A 22884-nucleotide genomic window follows, 5' to 3' on the forward strand; every position below is an offset into this window, starting at 1 on the left:
TACCTTCTTGTGGGAGAAGGTGTCGTCGAAGGCGACGGATGAGGGGTGTTCCAGGAAACGCCAGCGTCTCACTCCGCTGGAGCACCCCTCATCCGTCTTGCCGCTTCGCGGCAATCCACCTTCCCCCACAAGGGGGGAAGGGAAGTGCAGCCATGTCGCTTTTACGGCGGCTTTTCGCCTTCCGGTGAGCGATGGTGGCAGGCATGCTGGAGAAGAGCCGCACCGCGACCGATCCAGGCGCTCAGTCGGCGCCGCTGATCGCCATTGCCAGCGTCATTGTGTCGATGGCGCTGATCGCGATCGGCAACGGGCTGATGTTCGCCTTCATTCCCGTGCGGCTCGGCGCCGACGGCTTCGATCCGACCTGGGCCGGACTGATCGTCACCGGCCTTTCGGCCGGCGGGCTCGCCGGCTGCATCCTGACCGGACCTCTCGTCAGGCGCGTCGGTCATGCCCGCGCCTTCATGGTGCTTTCGGCGCTGATCGCGCTCTCCAACGTCGCGATCGGCGCCGGGCCGATGCCGCTGCTGTGGATCGCGGCGCGGGCGCTCTATGGCTTTGCCATTTGCGGCCTCTTCATCGTCGCGCAGAGCTGGCTCAACGATGCCTTGCCGAATGCCATACGCGGCCGGGTCATGGCGGTGTTCTACGTCGCCTATATCGGCGGATTGGGCGTCGGCTATGCGACGCTCGCCGCGATCGACATCCAGACAGCGGCGGCGCCGCTGATCGGCATCGCCTTCACCGCTTTGTCCATCCTGCCCGTGGGCATGACGAGGCTTGCCCAGCCGCCCGCGCCGCTGGCGGCTTCGGTGGCGCTCGGCCAGGCCTGGAAGATTTCGCCGGTCGGCGTCGTCGGCATGCTCGCTGTCGGCGGCCTGTCGATGATCATTTCCGGTTTCGCGCCGATCCACGCCACCGCCAAGGGCTACAGCCAGGCGGATGTGGCGCTGTTGTTGGCGGCGATGCCGGTCGGCACGCTGATCCTGCAGATACCGCTCGGCTGGCTCTCGGACCGCACCGACCGGCGCTATGTGCTGGCGGGCGCGGCGGCGCTGGCGGTGGTGGCGAGCCTGCTCGCCATCGCCTTCGACGGCGGCGCGCTGATGGCGCTGGTGGTGGTCTATCTCATCTGGGACGGCGCGTCGGAATCGATCTATTCCCTTTCCAGCGCCCATGCCGCCGACCGCGCCAGGAAGGACGAGCTGCTCGCGCTGTCGAGCTCACTGCTTTTTGCCTGGTCGCTGTCCGGCTTCATCGTGCCAGGCATCGTGACGGCGCTTTCCGCCGTCTTCGGCACCGAGACCTTCATCTATGTCGGCATCTTCATCGCTTCGGCGTTCTGCCTGTTCGTGCTGTGGCGGGTGTTTGCCGCGCGGCCGACGCCCGCTCCCGCTACCGGCAGCTTCGCGCCGATGTCGGCGCAGACGCCTCTGCCGGTGGAGCTTGCTTTTGGACCGGAAGAGCCGGCAGGCCCGACCAGGAACTGAGAGGTTATTGCTTGCGAGCCTCCGCTGCCGGCGCCTCTGGCGGCGGCAAGGGGATCGAAATGCCCTCGTTGTCGAAGGCCTGCTTGGCGCGCTTGGTCATGTCAATCTGGGTGGCGAAGTAATCGGCCGCCGACGTCCAGTAGCGCAAGGTCAGCGAAACCGTGGTCTCGCCCAGGCCCGCCACGAAGGCGATCGGCGCCGGTTCGCGCCGGATGCGCTTCTCGGCGCCGGCGATGCCAAGCAGCGTCTTCTGTCCGCGGTCGATGTCGTTCCATGAACCGATGCTCAAGCTGATATCGGTGCGGCGCACACCATTGCGGGTGAAGTTGCGCACCGGCTGGTTCCACAGCGTCGAGTTGGGCGCCAGGATGTAGACGCCTTCGACGGTGCGCAGCTTGGTCGCGAACAGGCCGATCTCCTCGACCGTGCCGGCGATCGAGCCGACCTCGATGGATTCGCCGATGCGGAAAGGCCGCAGCGCCAGAAGCATGATGCCGGCGGCAATGTTCTGCAGCGTGCCCTGCAGGGCCAGTCCGATGGCCAGGCCGACGGCGCCGATGGCGGCAATGATGGAAGCCGTCTGCACGCCGAACTGGCCGAGCACCATGATGACGACGAGGACGAGGATGGCGTAGCGGACGATCTTCGAGAAGAAATGACGCAAGGTAGCGTCGAAGCCGTGGATGTGGCCGAGGCCGGCGAAGATCGAGCGCTCGGCAAGGCCGGCGACGAAATAGCCGACAACCAGAAGGATGACGGCGCCGATCGCCGAGAAGGAATAGGAAACGATAAGCGTAGAGAGCTGCGCAAGCCCAGCCTGAACGACGAGAAGTGCCTCTTGCGGGTCTGTCGGCATGATAAGTCCCCTTTGATCGTTGAGCCGATAACCCGCGCCGAGCGCAAGGGTTCCGATTTTTTCGGCAGGGCGGAACCCGACGAAGAGGGGCCGCGTTGGCACCGGCAGGGCGCCCCGTCTTGAAACTGCAATGGAACTCTGCCTATGTAAGTGGCGTCACCTGATTTGCGGGGTGATTTGGTTGTTCTTGTTGGGAAAGGAAACACACTGAGAACAGCACTGCGGAAGAAGGCCGATATCGTGCCTTCGCCGGCCGGGATCAGCGGAAGCGATGCTGCGTCCCTCGCCATCAAGACAGTCCTTGCCAGTCTGGAAGACTCCAAGGCCGAAAACATCGTCTCAATCGACATCCAGGGTAAATCGAGCCTCGGCGACTATATGGTCATCGCGTCGGGCCGATCGCACCGTCATGTCTCGGCTGTCGCCGATCATCTCCTCAAGGCGCTCAAGGATGCCGGTCTCGGCATGGCGCGCGTCGAGGGGCTGGCCAGCGCCGACTGGGTCCTGATCGATTCGGGCGACATCATCGTCCATGTCTTCCGTCCCGAAGTCCGCGAATTCTACAATCTCGAAAAGATGTGGCAGGCGCCGGACCTCGAGGAAGAGACCTTGCACTGAGCCGTATCGCATGCCGTGACCATTCCGGTCCGGTGTCGATAGAATGCTCGCCGAGGCGAGGATGAAGGTTACCGTTCATGCCGTGGGCCGGATGAAGACCGGCCCCGAGAGAGAACTCGCCGACCGCTATTTCGAGCGCTTCGCCAAAAGCGGGCCGGCGGTCGGGCTGGAGTTTGCCGGCGTTGTCGAGACGCCCGAGAGCCGTGGCCAGAGCCCCGACGAACGCCGCCGCGAGGAGGGCCAGAAGCTGCAGGCCCAGCGGCAGCAAGGCACCGTGCTGGTGCTGCTCGACGAGCGCGGCAAGGCGCTCTCCTCCGAAGATCTCGCCGCCCGTATCGGCCAGTTGCGCGACAGCGGCCGCAAAACGCTGGTCATCGCGATCGGCGGCGCCGACGGCCATGACAAATCCTTGCGCGAGGAGGCTGATCTGGTGCTGTCATTCGGGGCGCTGACCTGGCCGCATCAGCTGGTGCGCGTCATGCTCGGCGAGCAGCTTTACCGGGTCGTGACTATCCTTTCCGGGCATCCCTATCATCGCGCTTGAGTCATTGTTCGCGACATGACTCGCGAAAGCTGGGGATCGCGTCCGCTCGCCCGGATTTCCGCCTCAATGGTCCCACACCACAGTTGTTGCGGGTGCTCTAACATGGTTGATGGTTCGTTAACGAAGCGGCGGATAGAGTCGAGGCCGGATGTTTGAAGGCTGGAATTCGAGAACGCGCGCCTGGCGCAGCCGCTGCGGCTTGACCTTTGTCGCCGCGCTGATTGCGCTCGGGCCGGCCATGGCCGCGGAAAACACGCTCGATGTCGCGCCGGACCCCGACCGGAGCCGCGCCGAATACGAGCAGGTCTCCAAGGATATCACCTTGTCCTCCGAGCGGCTGGCCAAGCTCGCCGCCGACGTCGCGACGGTCAAGAAGGACCATGCCTCGATCAGCGCGGCGCTGATCCAGTCGGCCATGACCGAGCAGAAGCTCGGCCAGGACATCGAGGACATCGGCGCCAAGCTGGAAGGGCTCAAGGCCGAGGAAGAGAAGCTGCACGCCTCGCTGGTGGCGCGGCGCGACGTGCTCGCCGAGGTGCTCGGCGCCCTGCAGCGCATGGGGCTCAACCCGCCGCCGGCGATCCTGGTCAAGCCGGAGGACGCGCTGTCGTCGGTGCGCAGCGCCATCCTACTCGGCGCCGTCGTGCCGGAACTGCGCCAGCAGACCGACAGGCTGCTCGCCGATCTCAAGGAGCAGACCCGGGTGACGGCCTCGATCGAGGCCGAGCGGGGGCGGCTCACCGCCGCCGTTACCGAGCAGACGGCGGAAAAGAAGCGGCTGACCATGCTGCTCGAGGCCAAGCAGAAGCTGCAGGCCGATACCGAAGCGGCTTTGGCCGCCGAGCAGCAGCGCTCGCAGCAGCTGGCGACCAGGGCCAGCAGCCTCAAGGACCTCATCGCCTCGCTCGAGGCCGACAAGGCGCGCAAGGCGGCCGACCAGGCCAGGGCGGCCGATCGGAAATCGGCGGACGGCGATACGACGGCATCCACGACGGAGCCCGCCGCGCCGCCGGTGCCGGAGGGCAACCGTTTGACCGCTTCCGCCCCGTTCGCGGCGCTGCAGGGCCAGATCGCGCTGCCGGTCATCGGCAAGATCAAACGGCGATTCGGAACCGACGACGGCAATGGCGCAATGATGCAGGGCGACATGGTTGCGACACAATCGGGAGCCATCGTCACCGCGCCGGCGGATGGAAATGTGCTTTATGCGGGGCCGTTTCGTTCCTATGGTCAACTCTTGATCCTCAATGCGGGCGACGGGTATCATGTCGTCCTGGCTGGGATGAGCAGAATCAGCGTCGCGACCGGACAGTCGGTGCTCGCAGGAGAGCCGGTCGGCGCGATGGGAGAGGCCCGGGTGGCAAGCACCTCGGCTTCGCAGAATGGAAATGCCACGCCGGAGCTCTATGTGGAGTTCCGCAAGGATGGAAAACCCGTCGATCCGAACCCCTGGTGGGCGGACCGATTTTCTGGAAGGACGTGAAATGATGCGGAAATTGTCGCTTCTGTTTGCCGGCGCGCTGATGGGCGCATCGGCAATGAGCCTGGTCTACGGCGCGCCCGGCTCGGCGGCGAACGCTGCGGGTTCCGAGACCTACAAGCAACTGGCGATCTTCGGCGACATCTTCGAGCGCGTGCGTGCGCAATATGTGACGCCCCCGGACGACAAGTCGCTGGTCGAGAACGCCATCAACGGAATGCTCGCCTCGCTCGACCCGCACTCCTCGTACATGAATGCCGAACAGGCGCAGGACATGCGCGTGCAGACCAAGGGCGAGTTCGGCGGCCTCGGCATCGAGGTCACGATGGAAAACGACCTCGTCAAGGTGATCACGCCGATCGACGATACGCCGGCCGCCAAGGCGGGCGTGCTTGCCGGCGACTACATCGCCAAGATCGACGGCGAGGAGGTGCGCGGGCTCACACTCAACGATGCCGTCGAGAAGATGCGCGGCCCGGTCAACACGCCGATCAAGCTCACCATCCTGCGCCAGGGCGCCGACAAGCCGATCGAGCTGACGGTCGTGCGCGACATCATCAAGGTCAAGGCGGTGAAGTACCGGGTCGAGAACGACGTCGGCTACATGAAGATCACCTCCTTCACCGAAAAGACCTATGACGATCTCGAGAACGCCATCGAGAACATCAAGAAGCAGGTGCCAAACGACAAGCTGAAGGGCTATGTGCTCGACCTGCGCCTCAATCCGGGCGGCCTGCTCGACCAGGCGGTGAGCGTGTCGGATGCCTTCCTGAAGCGCGGCGAAATCGTGTCGACCCGCGGCCGCGATCCGAAGGACGTCACCCGCTTCGACGCCAAGCCGAAGCAGAACGACGACATCGGCGGCAAGCCGCTGATCGTGCTGGTCAATGGCGGTTCGGCAAGCGCGTCCGAGATCGTCGCCGGCGCGCTGCAGGATCTGCGCCGCGCCACCGTCGTCGGCACGCAGTCGTTCGGCAAGGGTTCGGTGCAGACCATCATCCCGCTCGGCGAGAACGGCGCGCTCAGGCTGACCACGGCGCTCTATTACACGCCGTCGGGCAAGTCGATCCAAGGCAAGGGCATCACGCCCGACATCAAGGTCGACCAGCCGCTGCCGCCGGACCTGCAGGGCAGGGACCTGACCCGTGGCGAATCCGACCTCAAGGGCCACATCAAGGGCGCCGACGAGAGCTCGACCGGTTCGGGCTCGGCCGCCTATGTGCCGCCGGAACCGAAAGACGACCTGCAGCTGATCTATGCAGAACAGCTGCTGCGCGGCCAAAAGACCGATCCGGCCTTCCCGCCGAACCCGGACAAGGCTGTGCTGAACCAGTAAAGGCGGGATGGCCGGAGCATATCGCTCTGGCCGACCGACCGAAGCGATGCAATGCTGCCGGGACCGCAAGGTTCCGGCAGTTTGATTCGGGGACAAGTTGATTCGGGAACGAGGCGCCGGGGCGCCTGATTTTTTGAATTCGCGCGTGAGCGCTGACGATTCGATCAGCTACGCTGATCCGATCAGCCGCGCCACGGGCCTGGGGATGCGGCTTGGCTGACACCGGCAAGGATATCGAACGCCCGCTCGGACAGACGCTCCGGCCTCAGCGCCCCGCCGCCCGCGGCATCGGCGCCGGCACGCTTGGCGCAGCGGTTGCCATCCTCGCCGTGATCGGCATTTCCGGTGCGATCGCATTGCGTGAAAAACCTTTCCGCAAGCCGTCGGAGATAGCCGTTTCGACGCCGAAGGTCACCGAGGCGCCAACCCCTGCGCCGGCACCGGCGGCGACGCCGGCACCGGCCGAGGCGGCGACGGCGAGCCCCAATGCGAGCACGCCGACGAAGAGCGGCGGCCCGCAGATCATCCATGTCCAGACCGAAGAAGGCGACAGCCCGCCCAAAGCCGGCATCGTCATCCGCGATCCCTCGACGCTCGGGCAGAACCTGAAGGTCGCGCATATCCCCGACAGGGCGTTGATCGAGGCCAGCGACAGCGGCCCGCTGCCGGTCCGTTCCGCCGACGGCAGGCGGCCGTTCGACGTCTATGCGCGGCCGTGGTCCGGCGCGCGCGGCGCGCGCGTGGCGATCGTCATCGGCGGGCTCGCGGTCTCGCAGACCGGCACGCAGGCGGCGATCGCCAAATTGCCGGCCGAAGTCACGCTGGCTTTCGCGCCGCAGGGCAATAGTATCGACCGCTGGATGAAGGCGGCACGCCAGAGCGGGCACGAGATCGTCATGCAGATACCGCTGGAGCCGTTCGACTATCCGAACGTCAATCCGGGGCGCAACACGCTGACGGTCTCGGCAAGCCCGGACGACAACCTGAAGAGCCTGCACTGGGCGCTGTCCAGGACGACCAACTATACCGGCGTCATGAACTATATGGGCGCGCGCTTCTCGGCCGATGCAAATGCGATGGGACCGTTCATGGCCGAGCTCGGCAAGCGTGGCCTTGCCTATGTCGATGACGGATCGTCCGCGCGGAGCCTGGCGCCCGACCTCGCGCTGAAGGACGGCGTGCCTTTCGTGGCCGGCGACATGGCGATCGACGCGGTGCAGGACCGCGGCGAGATCCTGAAGAAGCTTGACAGCCTCGAGGCGACCGCGCGGGCCAAGGGCAGCGCCGTCGGCATCGGCTCGGCCTTCGATATCACCATCGACACGGTGACGTCCTGGGTGGCGGAAGCGAAGAAGCGCGGCATCGAGATCGTGCCCATTTCCGCTGTCGCCATCGATCCCCAGAAAGGCTAATGCATGTCGCGCAAAAGTGTGCAGCGGTTTTGCGCAAACGACATGCATAAAAACAAAGACCTGAAGCGCGTCGACTGAATCCGTCTCAGCGCGACGCGCTTCAGTCATCGGCTTCTCGCCGATGCCGGAACCCGGAATGTCCAAGAAGATGATCGATCCCGAAACGTTACCTTATCGTCCCTGTGTCGGGCTGATGATCCTCAACCGCGCCGGGCTGGTCTGGGTCGGCCATCGCATTGCCGAGCCCGACAGCGAGTTTTCCGGCACCACGAAACTCTGGCAGATGCCGCAGGGCGGCATCGACGAGGGCGAGGAGCCGCTCGCGGCGGCGGAGCGGGAGCTTTACGAAGAAACCGGCATGCGCAGCGTGTCGCTGCTTGCCGAAGCGCCGCACTGGATCAACTACGACCTGCCGCCGCATCTGGTCGGCGTCGCCTTCAAGGGGCGCTATCGCGGCCAGACGCAGAAATGGTTCGCCTATCGCTTCGAGGGCGACGAAAGCGAAATCCAGATCAACCCTCCGCCCGGCGGCCACAAGGCCGAATTCGATCAATGGGCATGGCGGCCGATGCAGGAACTGCCTGAGCTCATCGTGCCGTTCAAGCGTAAGGTCTACGAGCAGGTGGTGGGGGCTTTCGAGCATCTGGTCCGCTAGAACAGGCTACTGTTGCCGCGCTGGCATCGGCGTCCTAATGATTGCCCTTGATACAATAAGGGGGTCGCCATGAATGACGACACCGGACGCGGTTTCCCGGTTCCAGATGGCGCCGACAATTCGACGGTCAGCGAAACGGCGGCCGGCGCGATCCTGACCATCGATCTCGGCGCCATCCGGGAAAACTACCGGCGGCTGAAAGCGCGGCTGGCGGGCGTGCGCTGCGCCGGCGTGCTCAAGGCCGACGGCTATGGTCTCGGCGCCGCGCAGGTGGCATCGGCGCTGATCAGGGAAGGCTGCGACATCTTCTTCGTCGCCCTGCTCAGCGAGGGCATCGCGCTGCGCAAGGCGCTTGGGCCGGGACATGACATCTTCGTCCTCAACGGCCTGCCGCCGGGCTCCGAATCGGAAGCTCTCGCGGCCGGGCTTCATCCCGTCATCAACAGCATCGCTCAACTGGGAGCGTGGCGTGAAGCGGCGCGTGCCGCCGGTCGAAAGCTGCCGGCCGCGGTCCAGGTCGACAGCGGCATGTCACGGCTGGGCATGCCGCCGGCCGATGTCGAGGCGCTCGGGACGGATGCTTTCGACGGCATCGACATCCGCTTCGTGATGAGCCATCTCGCCTGCGCCGACGAGCCCCGCAATCCGGCGAACGAACAACAGTGGCTGGCCTTCGAACGGCTGCGGAAGGCGTTGCCTGCGGCCCCTGCCTCGCTCGCCAACTCGTCCGGAATCTTCCTGGGGCCGTTGTATCACTACGATCTCGCCCGTCCCGGCGCCGCGCTCTACGGTATCAACCCGACGCCGGGCGAGACCAACCCGATGCTGCCGGTGGTGCGACTGCAGGCGAAGGTGGCGCAGACGCGCAGCGTGGAAGAAGGCGCCGGCATCGGCTACGGCCACACCTATCACTCGCGCGGACCACTGAGGCTGGCGACGATCTCGCTCGGCTATGCCGATGGCTGGCACCGGCGCGCCGCTTCGGCCGCCTGGTTCGAGGGCGTGCGGCTGCCTTTCGTCGGGCGGGTTTCGATGGATTCGATCATCCTCGACATTTCAGCGCTTCCGGCCGGCAGGCTGGGCGAGGGGGACCTCGTCGAGCTCATCGGCCAGTCGCAAAGCCTCGACGACGCGGCGGCGCATGCCGGCACCATCGGCTACGAAATCCTGACCAGCCTGGGTGCGCGCTTTCACCGCCGCTACATCGGCGCGTAACTGCCCTACTTGGCGGGCGCAACAAAATCCGGCAGACAGATGAAAGGGGCAACGCTGCCAAGCGTGTGGCCGGCTTTGAGGGAGCATAGAATGAAAGTCCTGGTTCTGGGCGGCGGCGTGATCGGGGTCACCACCGCCTACTTCCTTGCCGAGGCCGGCCACGAAGTCACGGTCATCGACCGGCAGCAGGGGCCGGCGCTGGAGACCAGCTTTGCCAATGCCGGCGAGGTGTCGCCCGGCTATGCCTCGCCATGGGCAGGGCCCGGCATTCCGGTCAAGGCGGTCAAATGGCTTCTGATGAAATACGGTCCGCTGGTGGTGCGGCCGGCCTTCGATCCGCATATGTGGACGTGGCTCATCAAGATGCTGCGCAACTGCACGGCCGAGCGCTATGCGCTCAACAAGTCGCGCATGGTGCCTGTCGCCGAATACAGCCGCGACACGCTGAAGGCGCTGCGTGCTGCGACCGGGATCGCCTATGACGAGCGGTCCAAGGGCACGCTGCAGCTTTTCCGCAAGCAGAAGCAGCTCGACGGCACAGGCGGCGACGTCGAGGTGCTGAAGAGATATGGCGTTCCCTATGAGATCCTCGACCGGGACGGCTGCATCGCGGCCGAGCCGGCGCTGGCCGGCGTGCGGGAAAAATTCGTCGGCGGGCTGAGATTGCCCGGCGACGAAACCGGGGACTGCAAATTGTTCACCGAGAAGCTGGCGGAGCTTTGCGTTGCGCGTGGCGTCACCTTCGAATACGGCACGACCATCCGGCGCGTCGTCAGGAACCGCAACCGCGTCGTCCAGGTCGGCACCGACAAGGGCTGGCGGACGGCGGACGCCTATGTGATGGCGCTGGGCAGCTATTCGGCCCCCTTCATGCGCAAGATGAAGCGGCCGATCCCGGTCTATCCGGTCAAGGGCTATTCGATCACCGTGCCGATCACGGATGCGGCGGCGGCGCCGGTGTCGACGGTCATGGACGAGACCTACAAGGTGGCGATCACCAGGCTCGGCGATCGCATCCGGGTCGGCGGCACCGCGGAGATTTCGGGCTTCGACCTTCGCCTGCATGAATCGCGGCGCCGTACGCTCGAGCACTCCGTCGGCGACTTGTTCCCGGGCGGCGGCAACCTCAAGGCGGCGACCTTCTGGTGCGGCTTGCGGCCGATGACGCCGGACGGGCCGCCGCTGGTCGGACAGAGCGAGCTGTCCAACCTCTATCTCAACACCGGTCACGGCACGCTGGGCTGGACCATGGCCTGTGGCTCGGCCAGGGTGCTTTCCGATATCATGTCCAACCGTGTGCCGGAGATCAACGCGCTCGACCTCAGCCCGGATCGCTACGTCAAGGCTTAAAGCGCGTCGCGACGAAAAGGACTGAGGCGCGGCGCTTTAAGCTGTCGAAGCGCCGGTTGTGCTATCGTCGGCCATGGTGGGGGACGTTTTGATGCGCCCATTTCTTTTGATTGCAGCGACCGGATATCTGGTCTGCGCCTCGGCCGCGCTGGCCGCGGACAAGACCGTCCACGACAAGGAGCATGGTTTCTCGCTGACCTATCCGGAGGGATGGACGAGCGAGACCACATCCAGCGAAACCATGCGGCTCAAGGTCAAATCCGGCGAAAGAGGCCTGACCTGCAGGGTATCGGAAAATCTCTATGATCCCACCGCTCCGGACAATCCGCCCGATCCCAGGGCCTTCGTCGAGAAGGACTGGTCGCTGGACGATTGGCACACGCTGATCGGCGCGGCCTTCGGTTCGGCCAGTTTCAGCAAGGACAGGCTGGCGCATTTCCCGGATGGCTATCCGGTGCGGATAGCCGACATGGATTTCCGGCTCGGCGACGGCAATGCCAGCTTCTATGGCCATGCCAAGATCGCCATTTCGATACGCAGCGATCGGTATGGCTTCGTCACCTGCGGGCTGATGGGCGACAGCGCCGAGGATGCCGCCCGGATGTGGGCGCCGTTTGCCGATGAGGCCGAGAAGGTTGTGAACTCTTTCGCCCTCGATGCGCCTTGAAGGCGGGACCCAAAGCGCGTCGCGCTTTTGGGCGGCATTAGACGAACAGCCCCTTTTCCCGCTCCACGGCCTTGGTAATGAAATTGGCGACGAGCTGGACGCGGCGCAGCGGTCTCACCGATTCGTGATAGACCAGCCAGTAGGCGCGGCGGATGGGCGCCACGATGTCGACCGGCACCAGCTCCGGCATCGAGCGGGCGACGAAGGTGTGCAGGATGCCGATGCCGGCGCCGGAACGCACGGCTTCCGCCTGGCCGAGCGCCGAGGAGATGGCGAAGCTAGAGCGCCAGTCGGGGCTGAACTCGGCGGCATAGTCGAGCGAGGGGCTGACGATGAGATCGGGCACGTAACCGATCAGCGTGTGCCGGCCGAGATCGGCTGCCGTCCTCGGCAGGCCGTTCGCCTCGGCATAGGCGCGGGAGGCGAACAGCCCGAGCGTATAGTCGACCAGCTTCCCCGCCACCAATCGGCCTTCGGTCGGCCGCTCGACGGTGATGGCGATATCGGCCTCGCGCCGCGACAGCGAGAAGGAACGCGGCACCGGCACCAGCTGGATGGTGAGCTCGCGGTGGAGCGCGGTCAGCTCGCCGAGCCGCTTGGCGAGGAAGGCAACACCAAAACCATCGGGCGCGCCGATGCGCACCGTGCCGGAGACGTCGTCGCCCTCGCCGGCGATGGTCGAGCGCGCGGCGATCATGTCGCTCTCCATGCGCTCGGCAATGTCGAGGAAACGCTCGCCGGCCGGCGTCAGCTCGCTGCCGGTGGTCAGGCGACGGAAAAGTTTCGTGCGCAGCGCGTCCTCTAGCGCCGCGATGCGGCGCGATACGGTGGCGTGGTTGAGCTCCAGCCGTTTGGCCGCGCCGAGGATCTGGCCGGCGCGCGCCACGGCGAGAAAGATGCGGACGTCATCCCAGTTCATGGGGGTGGTCCGGACTAATTGCGCGCGTTGCGTTCCCGCCAACCCCTCTCTGGCCTGCCGGCCATCTCCCCCGCAAGGGGGGAGATTGGATGTCGCGCCCGCTTTCGCCTATCGCCAACGTTTGAGGAGAGGCGCCATCAAGGAAACCGCCAATCTCCCCCCTTGCGGGGGAGATGTCCGGCAGGACAGAGGGGGGTGTGAAGGAACTCAACCTTCAATCCTTTTCAACGATCGGGCAGCATCGTCATTTGCGGCAATTAATGCACAGCGTCCGGCCGTTGTCTATTTTCCGCACAACGGTTGCGTTCTGGCTCGCGTTGCCATCGCCGCCGCAAAGGCGGACAATGGCGCATCATCAAACAGGGAGAGAAACCATGATCGAATACGGTCATTTCATCGGCGGCAAGCGTGTCGCCGGCACCAGCGGCCGCAAGCAGGATGTGATGCAGCCGATGGACGGTTCCGTGCGCGCCACAGTGGCGCTGGCCTCGGCGCAGGAACTGCGCGCCGCGGTCGAGAACGCCAAGGCGGCGCAGCTCAAGTGGGGAGCCACCAACCCGCAGCGCCGCGTGCGCGTGCTGATGAAGTTCCTCGAACTGGTCCAGCGCGACTATGACGAGCTGGCCGACATCCTGGCGCGCGAGCATGGCAAGACCATTGCCGACGCGCGCGGCGACATCCAGCGCGGCCTCGAGGTGGTTGAGGTCTGCATCGGCGCGCCGCATATGATGAAGGGCGAGTTCACCGATGGCGCCGGCCCGGGCATCGACACCTATTCGATGCGCCAGCCGCTCGGCGTCGTCGCCGGCATCACCCCGTTCAACTTCCCGGCCATGATCCCGCTGTGGAAGATCGCTCCGGCGATCGCCTGCGGCAATGCCTTCATCCTGAAGCCGTCGGAGCGCGATCCGGGCGTGCCGCTGCGCATCGCGGAGCTATTCATCGAGGCCGGCCTGCCGGAAGGCGTGCTCAACGTCGTCAACGGCGACAAGGAAGTGGTCGACGCCATCCTCGACGATCCGGACATCAAGGCCGTCGGCTTCGTCGGCTCGACGCCGATCGCCCAGTATATCTATGCGCGCGGCTGCGCGGCCGGTAAGCGCGTGCAGTGCTTCGGCGGCGCCAAGAACCACATGATCATCATGCCCGACGCCGACATGGACCAGACCGTCGATGCCCTCGTCGGCGCCGGCTACGGCTCGGCCGGCGAGCGCTGCATGGCGATCTCGGTGGCGGTGCCGGTCGGCAACGACACCGCCAACCGTCTGATGGAAAAGCTGGTGCCGCGTGTCGAAAGCCTGAAGGTCGGTCCGTCGACCGACTCCTCGGCCGATTTCGGCCCGCTGGTGACGCGCCAAGCGCTGGAGCGCGTCAAGGGCTATGTCGACATCGGCGTCAAGGAAGGCGCCAAGCTGGTCGTCGACGGCCGCGGCTTCAAGATGCAGGGCTATGAAGACGGCTACTATATGGGCGGCTGCCTGTTCGACAATGTGACGGCCGACATGCGCATCTACAAGGAAGAGATCTTCGGGCCGGTGCTCTCCGTCGTGCGTGCGCCGACCTACGAGAACGCCATCAAGCTTGCCAACGACCACGAGATGGGCAATGGCGTTGCCATCTTCACCCGCGACGGCGACGCCGCGCGAGACTTCGCTTCCAGGGTCCAGGTCGGCATGGTCGGCGTCAACGTACCGATCCCGGTGCCGATCGCCTACTACACCTTCGGCGGCTGGAAGGCGTCGTCCTTCGGCGACCTCAACCAGCATGGCCCGGACGCGTTCCGCTTCTACACCAAGACCAAGACGGTCACCTCGCGCTGGCCGTCGGGCATCAAGGATGGCGCTGAATTCGTCATTCCGACGATGAACTAGCCCGACGGTTTCCTTGTTTGCGCGTCCTCGCCGCGTTGCGGCTGCGGGCGCGCGGCAAGGCATCAAGGACGGCGCGGAATTCGTCATCCCGACGATGAACTGACCGGTCCTCTGAGAGCCATCACTGAGAAAGCGCGGTGCGAGCCGCGCTTTCTTTTTGGATCTACGGAGCAGGCGATTTGGCCTCACCTCATTCATATCGCAGGCAAGCTTGCAGCGTTGCCCGGCGCATCTCTCCAACCCGCAGCGCAACTTGCGGTACACCATTTTCGACGTTGCACGTCAGGGAAGCATCTGCGCATTCTAATAATTCCATCGCTGTGTGATGGAACCAACAGGCAGCCATCCGCCTTAGGCTGTATTCCTGCAATGCGTGCAGGCCAATCAAACAGCGCCGGTTGCTGCCGGGGTTCTCGTCTGGCGCGAGGAGGTGTCAGATGACACGATTTCTTATGGCAACGATGTGCCTTGCCGCGGCTGCGATAGCCGGCGGGACCGTCCAGGCCAGTGCGGCCGCGCAATGCGCCCCGCGCGCCGACATCATCAAGGCGCTCGGCGACAAGTTTCACGAGAGCGAAGCAGGACGCGGGCTGATCAATCCGAACGTCGTGCTTGAGATTTTTGTTTCCGACCAGGGCAGCTGGACCGTTCTTGCCTCCGACACCAAGGGGCAAAGCTGCATTCTCTCCGTCGGCGAGGGTTGGGATAGCCCGACGATCAACGCGGCATTGCCAGGCACTTGAACACCGAGGATGCCGGGCCGAGCCTCTTGCCACGGTTTTTGAGCAAAAGCCGACCCAGATGCCCTCCAGTAGCGCCCGCTTGTTTACGGGGCTTGGGTTCACCATATCGAATCCAGGGAGTGATGATCTCCCTGCGACAGACCGGAAACCAGAAGGAGTGACGCGATGAAGACGTCGAATCCGGCCTGGAGCGTTCCGGCACACTGAGGTGGCCGAATGTGCCTCCCTTGCCGGAATGCGAAGGCAAAGGAGGTGCCCTATGGCACGCATTTTTTCGTATCGATGCATAAAGCTGGCGGCGGTCGGCGCCGTGATGGCGCTGTCGTCTTTCCCGGTGCAGGCGCAGGTCATCTGCGGCGGCCATGACTATCTGGTCTCGAGACTGGCGGCGGCATTCGAGGAGAAGCGGCTGGGCTATGGCGTGGCCGGAGAAGTGGCCATCTTCGAGGTCTTTGTCTCGGCAAAAGGGACCTGGACCATCCTGATGACCGACGTCAAAGGCCAAAGCTGCATCCTGGCGGCGGGCGACGGATGGGAAGACACGCTGGCCACCGCGGTCCGGCAGCCGGGCGGTTGAGTTGCGCAAATGACCAAACGGAGCGGTTCGGCGAAGGCTGAACTGCTCCGGTCAGCGCGTCGCGGCCACCTCGGCGTGGCCGCGCAGCAGCGCCATCAGCTTCTTGGCATCTTTGGCGGCGGCTTCCTCGTCGCCGTCGAGGATCGAGCGGATCAGCGCGACATGGTGCTCGGCCGATTCGGCGAGCCCGGTATCCGCCTTGTAACGGAACCAGAAGCGCCGGCTGTGCGTCTGCAGGGGCGCGGCCACGCGCGCCGCGAACGGATTGTCGGCGGCGAGCGCCAACGCCTCGTCGAGCTGCTTGTCGGCCTGGATGAAGGCAAGCACGTTGCCGGAGATCACCGCCTTCTGCATGGCAAGGGCCGCCTCGTGAAACAGGTCGGCCGCCTCGCGGGTGACGAAGCGGGCGGCGGAGCGGGCGAGCACCACCTCGACGCCGCGCCTGGCGTCGATGACGCGCAGCCAGTCGCCGGGGTGAAGCGGCGCGACCGCGATGCCGGCGCGCGGCCTGATATCCAACAGGCCTTCCCAGGCAAGCCTCTGGATCGCCTCGCGCACCGGGGTGCGCCCGAGACCCAGCCGCTCGATCAGTGCGCCTTCGGTGACGAAGCTCGATGGCGCCAGCTCGAGGGTTACGATCATGTGCTCCAGCGCGCGATAGGCCTTGGTCGCCGCCGGTTCGAAGGTCGTGTTGGTCTCAATGGATATCAGTGGGGAGATCAATGACAGGCTCCTGATATATTTTTCATATATCATAACGGATTCAGCGTTGACAGACCAATTCTTAATAGATATACGACTGATATATCAGAGGAGCAATAGCCATGTGGGCCGGAGTTTTCCCCGCAGTCACGACCAAATTCACCGCCGATGATCGCCTCGACCATGCCGAGATGGAGCGCTGCTACGGATTGCAGATGGAGGCCGGCTGCGACGGCATCATCGTCTGCGGCTCGCTTGGCGAAGGGCCGATGCTTTCGCATGACGAGAAGATCGAGGTGCTGAAGACGGCGCAGAAGGTCGCCGGCAAGAAGCCGGTGCTGCTGACCGTCAACGAGCCCGGCACCCGCGAAGCGGCAAGCATCGCGCGCCGTGCCGCCAGGGAAGGCGCCAACGGCCTGATGGTGGTGCCGAGCCCGATCTACCACACCGACCAGGAAGAAACGGTCGCAGCCCTTCGCGCCGTCGCGGAAGCCGGCGACCTGCCGGTCATGATCTACTCCAACCGGCTCGCCTATCGCGTCGACGTCACTGTCGACCTGATGGAGGAGCTGGCATCGGACGAGCGCTTCGTCGCCATCAAGGAATCGTCCGACGACATCCGCCGCTCGACCGAGATCATCAATCGCCTCGGCGACCGCTACGATCTCTTCACCGGCGTCGACAACCTCGCCTTCGAGGCGCTGTCGGTCGGCGCCATCGGCTGGGTGGCCGGCCTTGTCACCGCCTTCCCGCGCGAGACCGTCGCCATCTACCAGCTGATGAGAAACGGCCGCCGCGAGGAGGCGCTGAAGATCTACCGCTGGTTCCGGCCGCTGCTCGACCTCGATGTCTCGACCTATCTGGTCCAAAACATCAAGCTTGCCGAAGCGCTGGCGATCGATACCAATGACCGCGTTCGCATGCCGCGCCAGCCGCTGTCGGGCGAGCGCCGCAAGGCGGTGGAAAAGATCGTCAGGGATGCGCTGGCCGTGCGGCCGCAACTGCCGGCGGATTTTTCTCGACCGGTGGAGAGCATGGTAGCGGCCGAGTAAGGGGTAAGCATTCGCGTGCAGGGAAATTCCGAAGAGGGGCGCCGCCCCTCATCCGCCCTTCGGGCATCTTCTCCCTGTGAACGGGGAGAAGGAGAAGACATCGCCATCATAGGCGGCGGCATCATCGGCATCTGCGCAGCGGTCCACCTCGCCGAGGCGGGGCGCGGCGTCACCATTTTCGACCGCACCGGCATCTGCGAGGAGACGAGCTCGGGCAACGCCGCCGCCTTCGCCTTCTCCGACGTGCTGCCGCTGGCGCATAAGGGCATGATCAGGCAGTTGCCGAAATGGCTCGCCGACCCGCTCGGGCCGCTGGCTATTCCGCCAGCCTATCTGCCGAAGCTGCTTCCCTGGCTGATCCGCTTTTGGCGCGCTGGCGCCGCCAAGCATTACGAGGCAAGCCTCGCGGCGCAAGCCGGCATGATGAAGCTCGCCGAAGCGGAATGGATGGGCCTGCTCGACCGCTCCGGCACGCGGCCGATGCTGCGCGAGGACGGCTCGCTCGAACTCTACGAAAGCGAGGCGGAGTTTCGCGCCTCGCTGTCCGGCTGGAGCGCGCGCGAACGCTTCGGTATCGGTTTCCGCCATGTCGAAGGCGAGGAGATGGCGGCGCTGCAGCCGGGTCTCGCGCCGCGCTTCGTCAAGGGCACCTTTGTGCCGAGCTGGAAGACGGTCGCCGATCCGAAGCTGCTCGGCAAGGCGGTCTGGGCCTATGCGGAGAAGCTCGGCGCCCGCTTCGTGCACGCGCGGGTCGAGCGTATCGAGGCCGGAACAAATGGCGCCACGATCATGCTCGCCGACGGCACGGCCCGAAAGGCGAAGCGACTTGTCATCGCCGCCGGTGCCTGGTCGCATCTCCTGGCCAAAGATCTCGGCGACCGCATCCCGCTGGAAACCGAGCGCGGTTACAACACCACGCTGCCGGTGTCGGCTTTCGACGTGAAACGGCAGCTGATCTTTTCCGGACACGGCTTCGTCATCACGCCGCTGGAAACGGGCCTGCGCGTCGGCGGCGCCGTCGAGCTCGGCGGCATCGAACGGCCGCCTAATTTCCAGCGCTCGAAGGCGATGCTGGAAAAAGCCAGGCGTTTCCTGCCCGGGCTCGATCCGTCGGGCGGCCGCGAGTGGATGGGCTTTCGTCCGTCGCTGCCGGATTCGCTGCCGGTCATCGGCCGGGCGCGGGCGCCGAACGTCTTCTACGCTTTCGGCCACGGCCATCTCGGCCTGACCCAGGCGGCTGCGACCGGCCGCTTGATCCGCGACCTCGTTCTCGGGCAGCCGCCGCCGCTCGACCTCACCCCTTTCCGCCCGCAACGGTTCTGACAATTCCTCAGATTTCTGATATTTCAGGGAGCCATCATGGCCAAGAAATCCTTCTTCTGCATCGACGGCCACACCTGCGGCAATCCGGTCCGGCTGGTCGCCGGCGGCGGGCCGCTGCTTGAAGGCGCGACGATGATGGAACGGCGGGCGCATTTCCTCGCCGAGTATGACTGGATCCGCACCGGGCTGATGTTCGAGCCGCGCGGCCATGACGTGATGTCGGGCTCGATCCTCTATCCGCCGACACGCGAGGACTGCGATATCGCCATCCTGTTCATCGAGACCTCGGGCTGCCTGCCGATGTGCGGCCACGGCACCATCGGCACCGTCACGATGGCGATCGAGCACGGACTGGTGAGGCCGAAGACGCCGGGGGTACTGCGGCTCGACACCCCGGCCGGCCTGGTCATCGCCGAATACAAGCAGGTCGGCGAATATGTCGAGGAGGTGCGCATCACCAACGTGCCGTCCTTCCTCTATGTGGAAGGGCTGACGGTGGAATGCCCAGTGCTTGGCGAGATCAGCGTCGACGTCGCCTATGGCGGCAATTTCTACGCCATCGTCGAGCCGCAGGAGAACTATCGCGACATGGCCGACCATTCGGCCGGCGACCTCATCGCCTGGAGCCCGGTGGTGCGCCAGCGCCTCAACGAGAAGTATTCATTCGTGCATCCGGAGAACCCCGGCATCAACCGGCTGTCGCACATGCTGTGGACCGGCAAGCCGAAAGATGCCGAGGCCGATGCGCGCAACGCCGTCTTCTATGGCGACAAGGCGATCGACCGCTCACCTTGCGGCACCGGCACCTCGGCCCGGATGGCGCAACTCCACGCCAAGGGCAAACTGAATGCGGGCGACAGCTTCGTGCATGAATCGATCATCGGCTCGCTGTTCAAGGGCAGGGTCGAAAAGGAGGTCAGCGTAGCCGGCAAACCGGCGATTGTCCCGTCGATCGGCGGCTGGGCGCGCATGACCGGATTGAACACCATCTTCATCGACGATCGCGATCCGTTCGCGCATGGATTTATCGTCACCTGATGCTGTCAAAGGTCGAAGGCGTCAGGCAGTCTCGCCGTCGGTTGAAACCTGATCGCGGAACCAGTCGGCAAAGGTGATTTCGGCCGCAGAGGGCTGCGCCGCCATGGTGAGATAGTAGCCTTTGTCCGTGTCGGTCGCGATGTCGGACACGACAACGAGATCGCCGCGCCGCAATTCCTCGCGAAAGACCTCGATCGGGCATAGGGCGACACCGTGGCCGGCAATGACGGCCGTCGCCAGTATATTGAAATCAGCAAAGACGGGCCCGTTGCCGATGTCGGCTCCTGCCATGCCGGCCTGCGAGAACCACTCGCGCCAGCCCTGACGAGTCTCGTCATGCAAAAGGTCTGCGGCGGCAATATCCGCCGGCGTGCCAAGCTGGCCTTTGCGGGCCAGATAGTGCGGGCTGCAGGCGGGCCGGCTGATGCGGGAGAAGAGCCTGAGGCTGGCAGCCCCCGGAGATGGATCGGCACCGAGGGTGATCAGGATGTCGTTGTCGTCGTCCTCGAGCCGGTCTTCGGCTTTCGCATAGGCGACACGGATCGCGATCTCGGGGTGGCGAGCCGTAAAGTCCGAAAGGCGCGGGACCAGCCACCTGCTGGCAATGGATGGGATGCAGCCAACCGATAGCGACGTGGCAACCGCGTTCCTGCGGATACGCCGGCAGGCGGCCGCAAGGTCGGAGAGCGCCGCCGTCGCCGAGGCCTGCAGGGCAAGCCCGGCGTCGGTCAAGCGAACCTTGCGGGCATCCCGGTGGAACAAGAGTACGCCGAGCCATTCCTCCAGCCGCCTGATCTGATGGCTGATCGCAGGATGGGTGACATGCAGCTCCTCACCCGCCGCTGAAAAGCTGAGATGACGCGCGGCGGCCTCGAAAGCGCGAATGGCGTTCAGCGGCAGATAATCCATCTGTAAATTTTTCTAATGCCTGGGGCCAAAATCTGTCATTTGAACTTCGCCGCAGCTTACGACATTTCTTAAGTCCTGCTTCGAAGTTAGCGCATCGAAGCGCCGAAAACTATAGCAATTTCGGGAGCAGATGGCGCTTTCGGTGCAACCCATAAGAAAGAGACGCAATGTTCACCAGGCAATTGGCTGATGTAGAAAAAACTGACTTCTTCGTCGACTGGGGCAATGGCACAAGCCATCGGTTGCTCACCCAGCGTGACGGCATGGGGTTCACGGTCTGTCATACCGTGGTGCGGGCCGGCAGCGAGTCCCGCCTTCAGTACCGGCGTCACCTGGAAGCCTGCTACTGTATTTCCGGCAGCGGCGAAGTCGAGGATATGTCCGGTGCGGTCCATCGCATCGAGCCAGGCACGATCTACGTTCTCGATGCCCATGACGATCACTACCTTCGCGCCGATGTAGCGGGCGACATGGTGCTGGTCAGCGTCTTCAATCCGCCCCTCAACGGCACCGAGAGGCACACCCTCAACGGAAGCGGAGGTTCCGCTTACTGAACTTCGCGCAGGGCTGTGTTTCGAGAGCGGTTCAGCTTTTGATAGAATCGCCGACCCGCTCTAGCTGTGTTTTCGTCGGCCGCGTCATCACCGCGCAGCAGGGCGACGCCTACAAGCCGGCAACAGATCTTCGTTTTGCCCACAAAGCGCTTGGCATTAGCCGCGGCGATTTCGTGCACATCTGCGCCAGCCCCACCTCGATCTCGCGGCCGCCCGTGATCTCGGATTGCGCTGTATTCGGACCGACAGAGGGGCTGGCAGCAAACCGCTGCCGACTGAGGCGACGGAGAATGTCGACAGTTGCGGCGCGCTGTCGCATGGCTGTCACACTGGCGAGAATCCTGATCCCGCAGAATGGGCGGGGCCGCAAAACCGACCAGCTTCATCGACGCAAGGAATCTCCTCATCAATTTATTTTGACGGCGATTTCTTCGAACCGGCGCGCATGCTACGGCTGAATCGTCAAAGACATTGCGTTGTGCCAATGATAGGGTCCGCGATAGTCCAGGGGCCGGGTGACAAAAAACGGGCAATCGGGTGGCGTGCTTCCAAACCACGCTCGGGGATTGAAAAATGACGTTGCAATCCGGGCTCGAGACTTTACGACTAGGGGAAATACGAAAAGGAATGCGTCTGCGAAGGCGACATTCCAGGGGAGCCGCATAAATATGCAGTACTTCGTCCAGCAGCTTATCAACGGGCTGACGCTGGGATCTATCTATGGGCTGATCGCGATCGGCTACACGATGGTCTACGGCATCATCGGCATGATCAATTTCGCCCATGGCGACATCTTCATGGTCGGCGCCTTCGCGGCCCTCATCGTGTTCCTGATCCTCGGCGCGCTGTTTTATTCCGTGCCTGTGGTGGTGGCGCTTCTGATCATGATGATCGTGGGCATGCTGCTCACCAGCCTCTACAACTGGACGATCGAGAAGGTGGCCTACCGGCCGCTGCGCGGATCGTTCCGGCTGGCGCCGCTGATCACCGCCATCGGCATGTCGATCGCGCTGTCCAACTTCGTGCAGGTCACGCAGGGCCCGCGCAACAAGCCGATCCCGCCGCTGGTCAGCCAAGTATACACAGTCGACGGCATCAGCGTCTCGCTGAAGCAGATCATCATCGTCTTGGTCACCGCCGTGCTGCTGGCGATCTTCTGGTACCTCGTCAATAGGACGGCGCTGGGGCGGGCGCAGCGCGCCTGCGAGCAGGACCGCAAGATGGCGGCGCTGCTTGGCATCGACGTCGACCGCACTATCTCCATCACCTTCATCATGGGCGCGGCGCTTGCCGCGGTCGCGGGCACGCTGTTCCTGATGTATTACGGTGTCGTGGTGTTTTCCGACGGCTTCGTGCCGGGCGTGAAGGCCTTCACGGCGGCGGTGCTCGGCGGTATCGGCTCGCTGCCGGGCGCGGTGCTTGGCGGGCTGCTGATCGGCTTTATCGAGAGCATGTGGTCGGCCTATTTCTCGATCGACTACAAGGACGTTGCCGCCTTCTCGATCCTGGCGATCGTGCTCATCTTCCTGCCCTCCGGCATACTGGGCCGGCCTGAAGTCGAAAAGGTCTGATC

At 64.5% G+C, this 22884-nt stretch carries 22 protein-coding genes; 18 read left to right on the top strand and 4 right to left on the bottom strand.

The window, feature by feature from the left end; all coding sequences use genetic code 11:
* The first annotated feature begins 203 nt into the window (after window positions 1–203).
* Window positions 204–1490, top strand: coding sequence for an MFS transporter (locus RFN30_RS12380; RefSeq protein WP_320262356.1), 1287 nt, complete (start codon window positions 204–206; stop codon window positions 1488–1490).
* A 4-nt stretch (window positions 1491–1494) separates the two neighbouring features.
* On the opposite strand, the gene RFN30_RS12385 is transcribed toward RFN30_RS12380, so the two are convergent.
* Entirely contained in the window at window positions 1495–2346 is an 852-nt protein-coding gene (locus tag RFN30_RS12385) for a mechanosensitive ion channel family protein (protein ID WP_320262357.1), read from the bottom strand.
* A gap of 240 nt (window positions 2347–2586) precedes the next feature.
* Here RFN30_RS12385 and rsfS point away from each other — a divergent pair, with 240 nt between their 5' ends.
* The 9 genes from rsfS to RFN30_RS12430 all read left to right on the top strand — a co-directional run bounded on the left by rsfS (window position 2587) and on the right by RFN30_RS12430 (window position 11623).
* Window positions 2587–2964 (top strand): ribosome silencing factor, encoded by a 378-nt coding sequence (gene rsfS / locus RFN30_RS12390; RefSeq protein WP_126091382.1) that lies wholly within the window; start codon window positions 2587–2589, stop codon window positions 2962–2964.
* Window positions 2965–3025: 61 nt separating this feature from the next.
* Complete coding sequence (rlmH, locus tag RFN30_RS12395; RefSeq protein WP_320262358.1) at window positions 3026–3508, top strand: 23S rRNA (pseudouridine(1915)-N(3))-methyltransferase RlmH; 483 nt, start codon at window positions 3026–3028, stop codon at window positions 3506–3508.
* Window positions 3509–3656: 148 nt separating this feature from the next.
* A complete protein-coding gene (locus tag RFN30_RS12400) occupies window positions 3657–4991 on the top strand; it encodes a murein hydrolase activator EnvC family protein (RefSeq protein WP_320262359.1) in 1335 nt (444 codons plus the stop codon).
* 1 nt (window position 4992) lies between these two features.
* Window positions 4993–6324, top strand: coding sequence for a S41 family peptidase (locus RFN30_RS12405; protein ID WP_168247415.1), 1332 nt, complete (start codon window positions 4993–4995; stop codon window positions 6322–6324).
* A 212-nt stretch (window positions 6325–6536) separates the two neighbouring features.
* Complete coding sequence (locus RFN30_RS12410) at window positions 6537–7736, top strand: divergent polysaccharide deacetylase family protein (RefSeq protein WP_320262360.1); 1200 nt, start codon at window positions 6537–6539, stop codon at window positions 7734–7736.
* 136 nt (window positions 7737–7872) lie between these two features.
* On the top strand, window positions 7873–8391 hold the full coding sequence (locus tag RFN30_RS12415; RefSeq protein ID WP_430694638.1) for an RNA pyrophosphohydrolase: 519 nt from the start codon (window positions 7873–7875) through the stop codon (window positions 8389–8391).
* A 69-nt stretch (window positions 8392–8460) separates the two neighbouring features.
* Window positions 8461–9606 (top strand): alanine racemase, encoded by a 1146-nt coding sequence (gene alr, locus RFN30_RS12420; RefSeq protein ID WP_320262362.1) that lies wholly within the window; start codon window positions 8461–8463, stop codon window positions 9604–9606.
* A 90-nt stretch (window positions 9607–9696) separates the two neighbouring features.
* On the top strand, window positions 9697–10956 hold the full coding sequence (locus tag RFN30_RS12425; protein ID WP_320262363.1) for a D-amino acid dehydrogenase: 1260 nt from the start codon (window positions 9697–9699) through the stop codon (window positions 10954–10956).
* Window positions 10957–11047: 91 nt separating this feature from the next.
* Window positions 11048–11623 (top strand): hypothetical protein, encoded by a 576-nt coding sequence (locus tag RFN30_RS12430; RefSeq protein WP_320262364.1) that lies wholly within the window; start codon window positions 11048–11050, stop codon window positions 11621–11623.
* 37 nt (window positions 11624–11660) lie between these two features.
* Here the strand turns inward: RFN30_RS12430 and RFN30_RS12435 are convergent, their stop codons facing one another.
* Window positions 11661–12542, bottom strand: coding sequence for a LysR family transcriptional regulator (locus RFN30_RS12435; protein ID WP_320262365.1), 882 nt, complete (start codon window positions 12540–12542; stop codon window positions 11661–11663).
* Between the two features lie 374 nt (window positions 12543–12916).
* On the opposite strand from RFN30_RS12435, the gene RFN30_RS12440 reads away from it, so the two are divergent.
* From RFN30_RS12440 to RFN30_RS12450, 3 genes are all read left to right on the top strand, one after another.
* Window positions 12917–14413 carry a CoA-acylating methylmalonate-semialdehyde dehydrogenase gene (locus RFN30_RS12440; protein WP_320262366.1) on the top strand — a complete coding sequence of 499 codons (1497 nt, stop codon included), beginning with the start codon at window positions 12917–12919 and terminating at the stop codon, window positions 14411–14413.
* Window positions 14414–14850: 437 nt separating this feature from the next.
* Window positions 14851–15156, top strand: coding sequence for a hypothetical protein (locus tag RFN30_RS12445; RefSeq protein WP_320262367.1), 306 nt, complete (start codon window positions 14851–14853; stop codon window positions 15154–15156).
* 259 nt (window positions 15157–15415) lie between these two features.
* Window positions 15416–15733: a hypothetical protein gene (locus tag RFN30_RS12450; RefSeq protein WP_320262368.1), complete on the top strand. Its 318-nt coding sequence runs from the start codon at window positions 15416–15418 to the stop codon at window positions 15731–15733.
* Between the two features lie 51 nt (window positions 15734–15784).
* On the opposite strand, the gene RFN30_RS12455 is transcribed toward RFN30_RS12450, so the two are convergent.
* Window positions 15785–16489, bottom strand: a complete 705-nt coding sequence (locus tag RFN30_RS12455) for a GntR family transcriptional regulator (protein ID WP_320262369.1) — start codon at window positions 16487–16489, stop codon at window positions 15785–15787.
* A gap of 68 nt (window positions 16490–16557) precedes the next feature.
* Here RFN30_RS12455 and RFN30_RS12460 point away from each other — a divergent pair, with 68 nt between their 5' ends.
* From RFN30_RS12460 to RFN30_RS12470, 3 genes are read left to right on the top strand one after another with little or no spacing between them, the layout of a single operon-like run.
* On the top strand, window positions 16558–17487 hold the full coding sequence (locus RFN30_RS12460; protein ID WP_320262370.1) for a dihydrodipicolinate synthase family protein: 930 nt from the start codon (window positions 16558–16560) through the stop codon (window positions 17485–17487).
* 15 nt (window positions 17488–17502) lie between these two features.
* The gene (locus RFN30_RS12465; RefSeq protein WP_320262371.1) at window positions 17503–18810 is read left to right on the top strand and encodes an NAD(P)/FAD-dependent oxidoreductase; all 1308 of its coding nucleotides are present in this window, start codon (window positions 17503–17505) and stop codon (window positions 18808–18810) included.
* A 36-nt stretch (window positions 18811–18846) separates the two neighbouring features.
* On the top strand, window positions 18847–19848 hold the full coding sequence (locus RFN30_RS12470; RefSeq protein WP_320262372.1) for a 4-hydroxyproline epimerase: 1002 nt from the start codon (window positions 18847–18849) through the stop codon (window positions 19846–19848).
* Window positions 19849–19869: 21 nt separating this feature from the next.
* On the opposite strand, the gene RFN30_RS12475 is transcribed toward RFN30_RS12470, so the two are convergent.
* Window positions 19870–20757, bottom strand: a complete 888-nt coding sequence (locus RFN30_RS12475) for a LysR substrate-binding domain-containing protein (protein ID WP_320262373.1) — start codon at window positions 20755–20757, stop codon at window positions 19870–19872.
* A 167-nt stretch (window positions 20758–20924) separates the two neighbouring features.
* On the opposite strand from RFN30_RS12475, the gene RFN30_RS12480 reads away from it, so the two are divergent.
* Both RFN30_RS12480 and RFN30_RS12485 read left to right on the top strand, forming a co-directional pair.
* Window positions 20925–21311, top strand: a complete 387-nt coding sequence (locus RFN30_RS12480; RefSeq protein WP_320262374.1) for an ectoine synthase — start codon at window positions 20925–20927, stop codon at window positions 21309–21311.
* A gap of 668 nt (window positions 21312–21979) precedes the next feature.
* Entirely contained in the window at window positions 21980–22882 is a 903-nt protein-coding gene (locus tag RFN30_RS12485; protein WP_320262375.1) for a branched-chain amino acid ABC transporter permease, read from the top strand.
* Window positions 22883–22884: the final 2 nt, after the last annotated feature.

Origin of the sequence: Mesorhizobium dulcispinae (assembly GCF_033977345.1) — a bacterium.
GTDB classification, from domain to species: Bacteria; Pseudomonadota; Alphaproteobacteria; order Rhizobiales; family Rhizobiaceae; genus Mesorhizobium; species Mesorhizobium dulcispinae.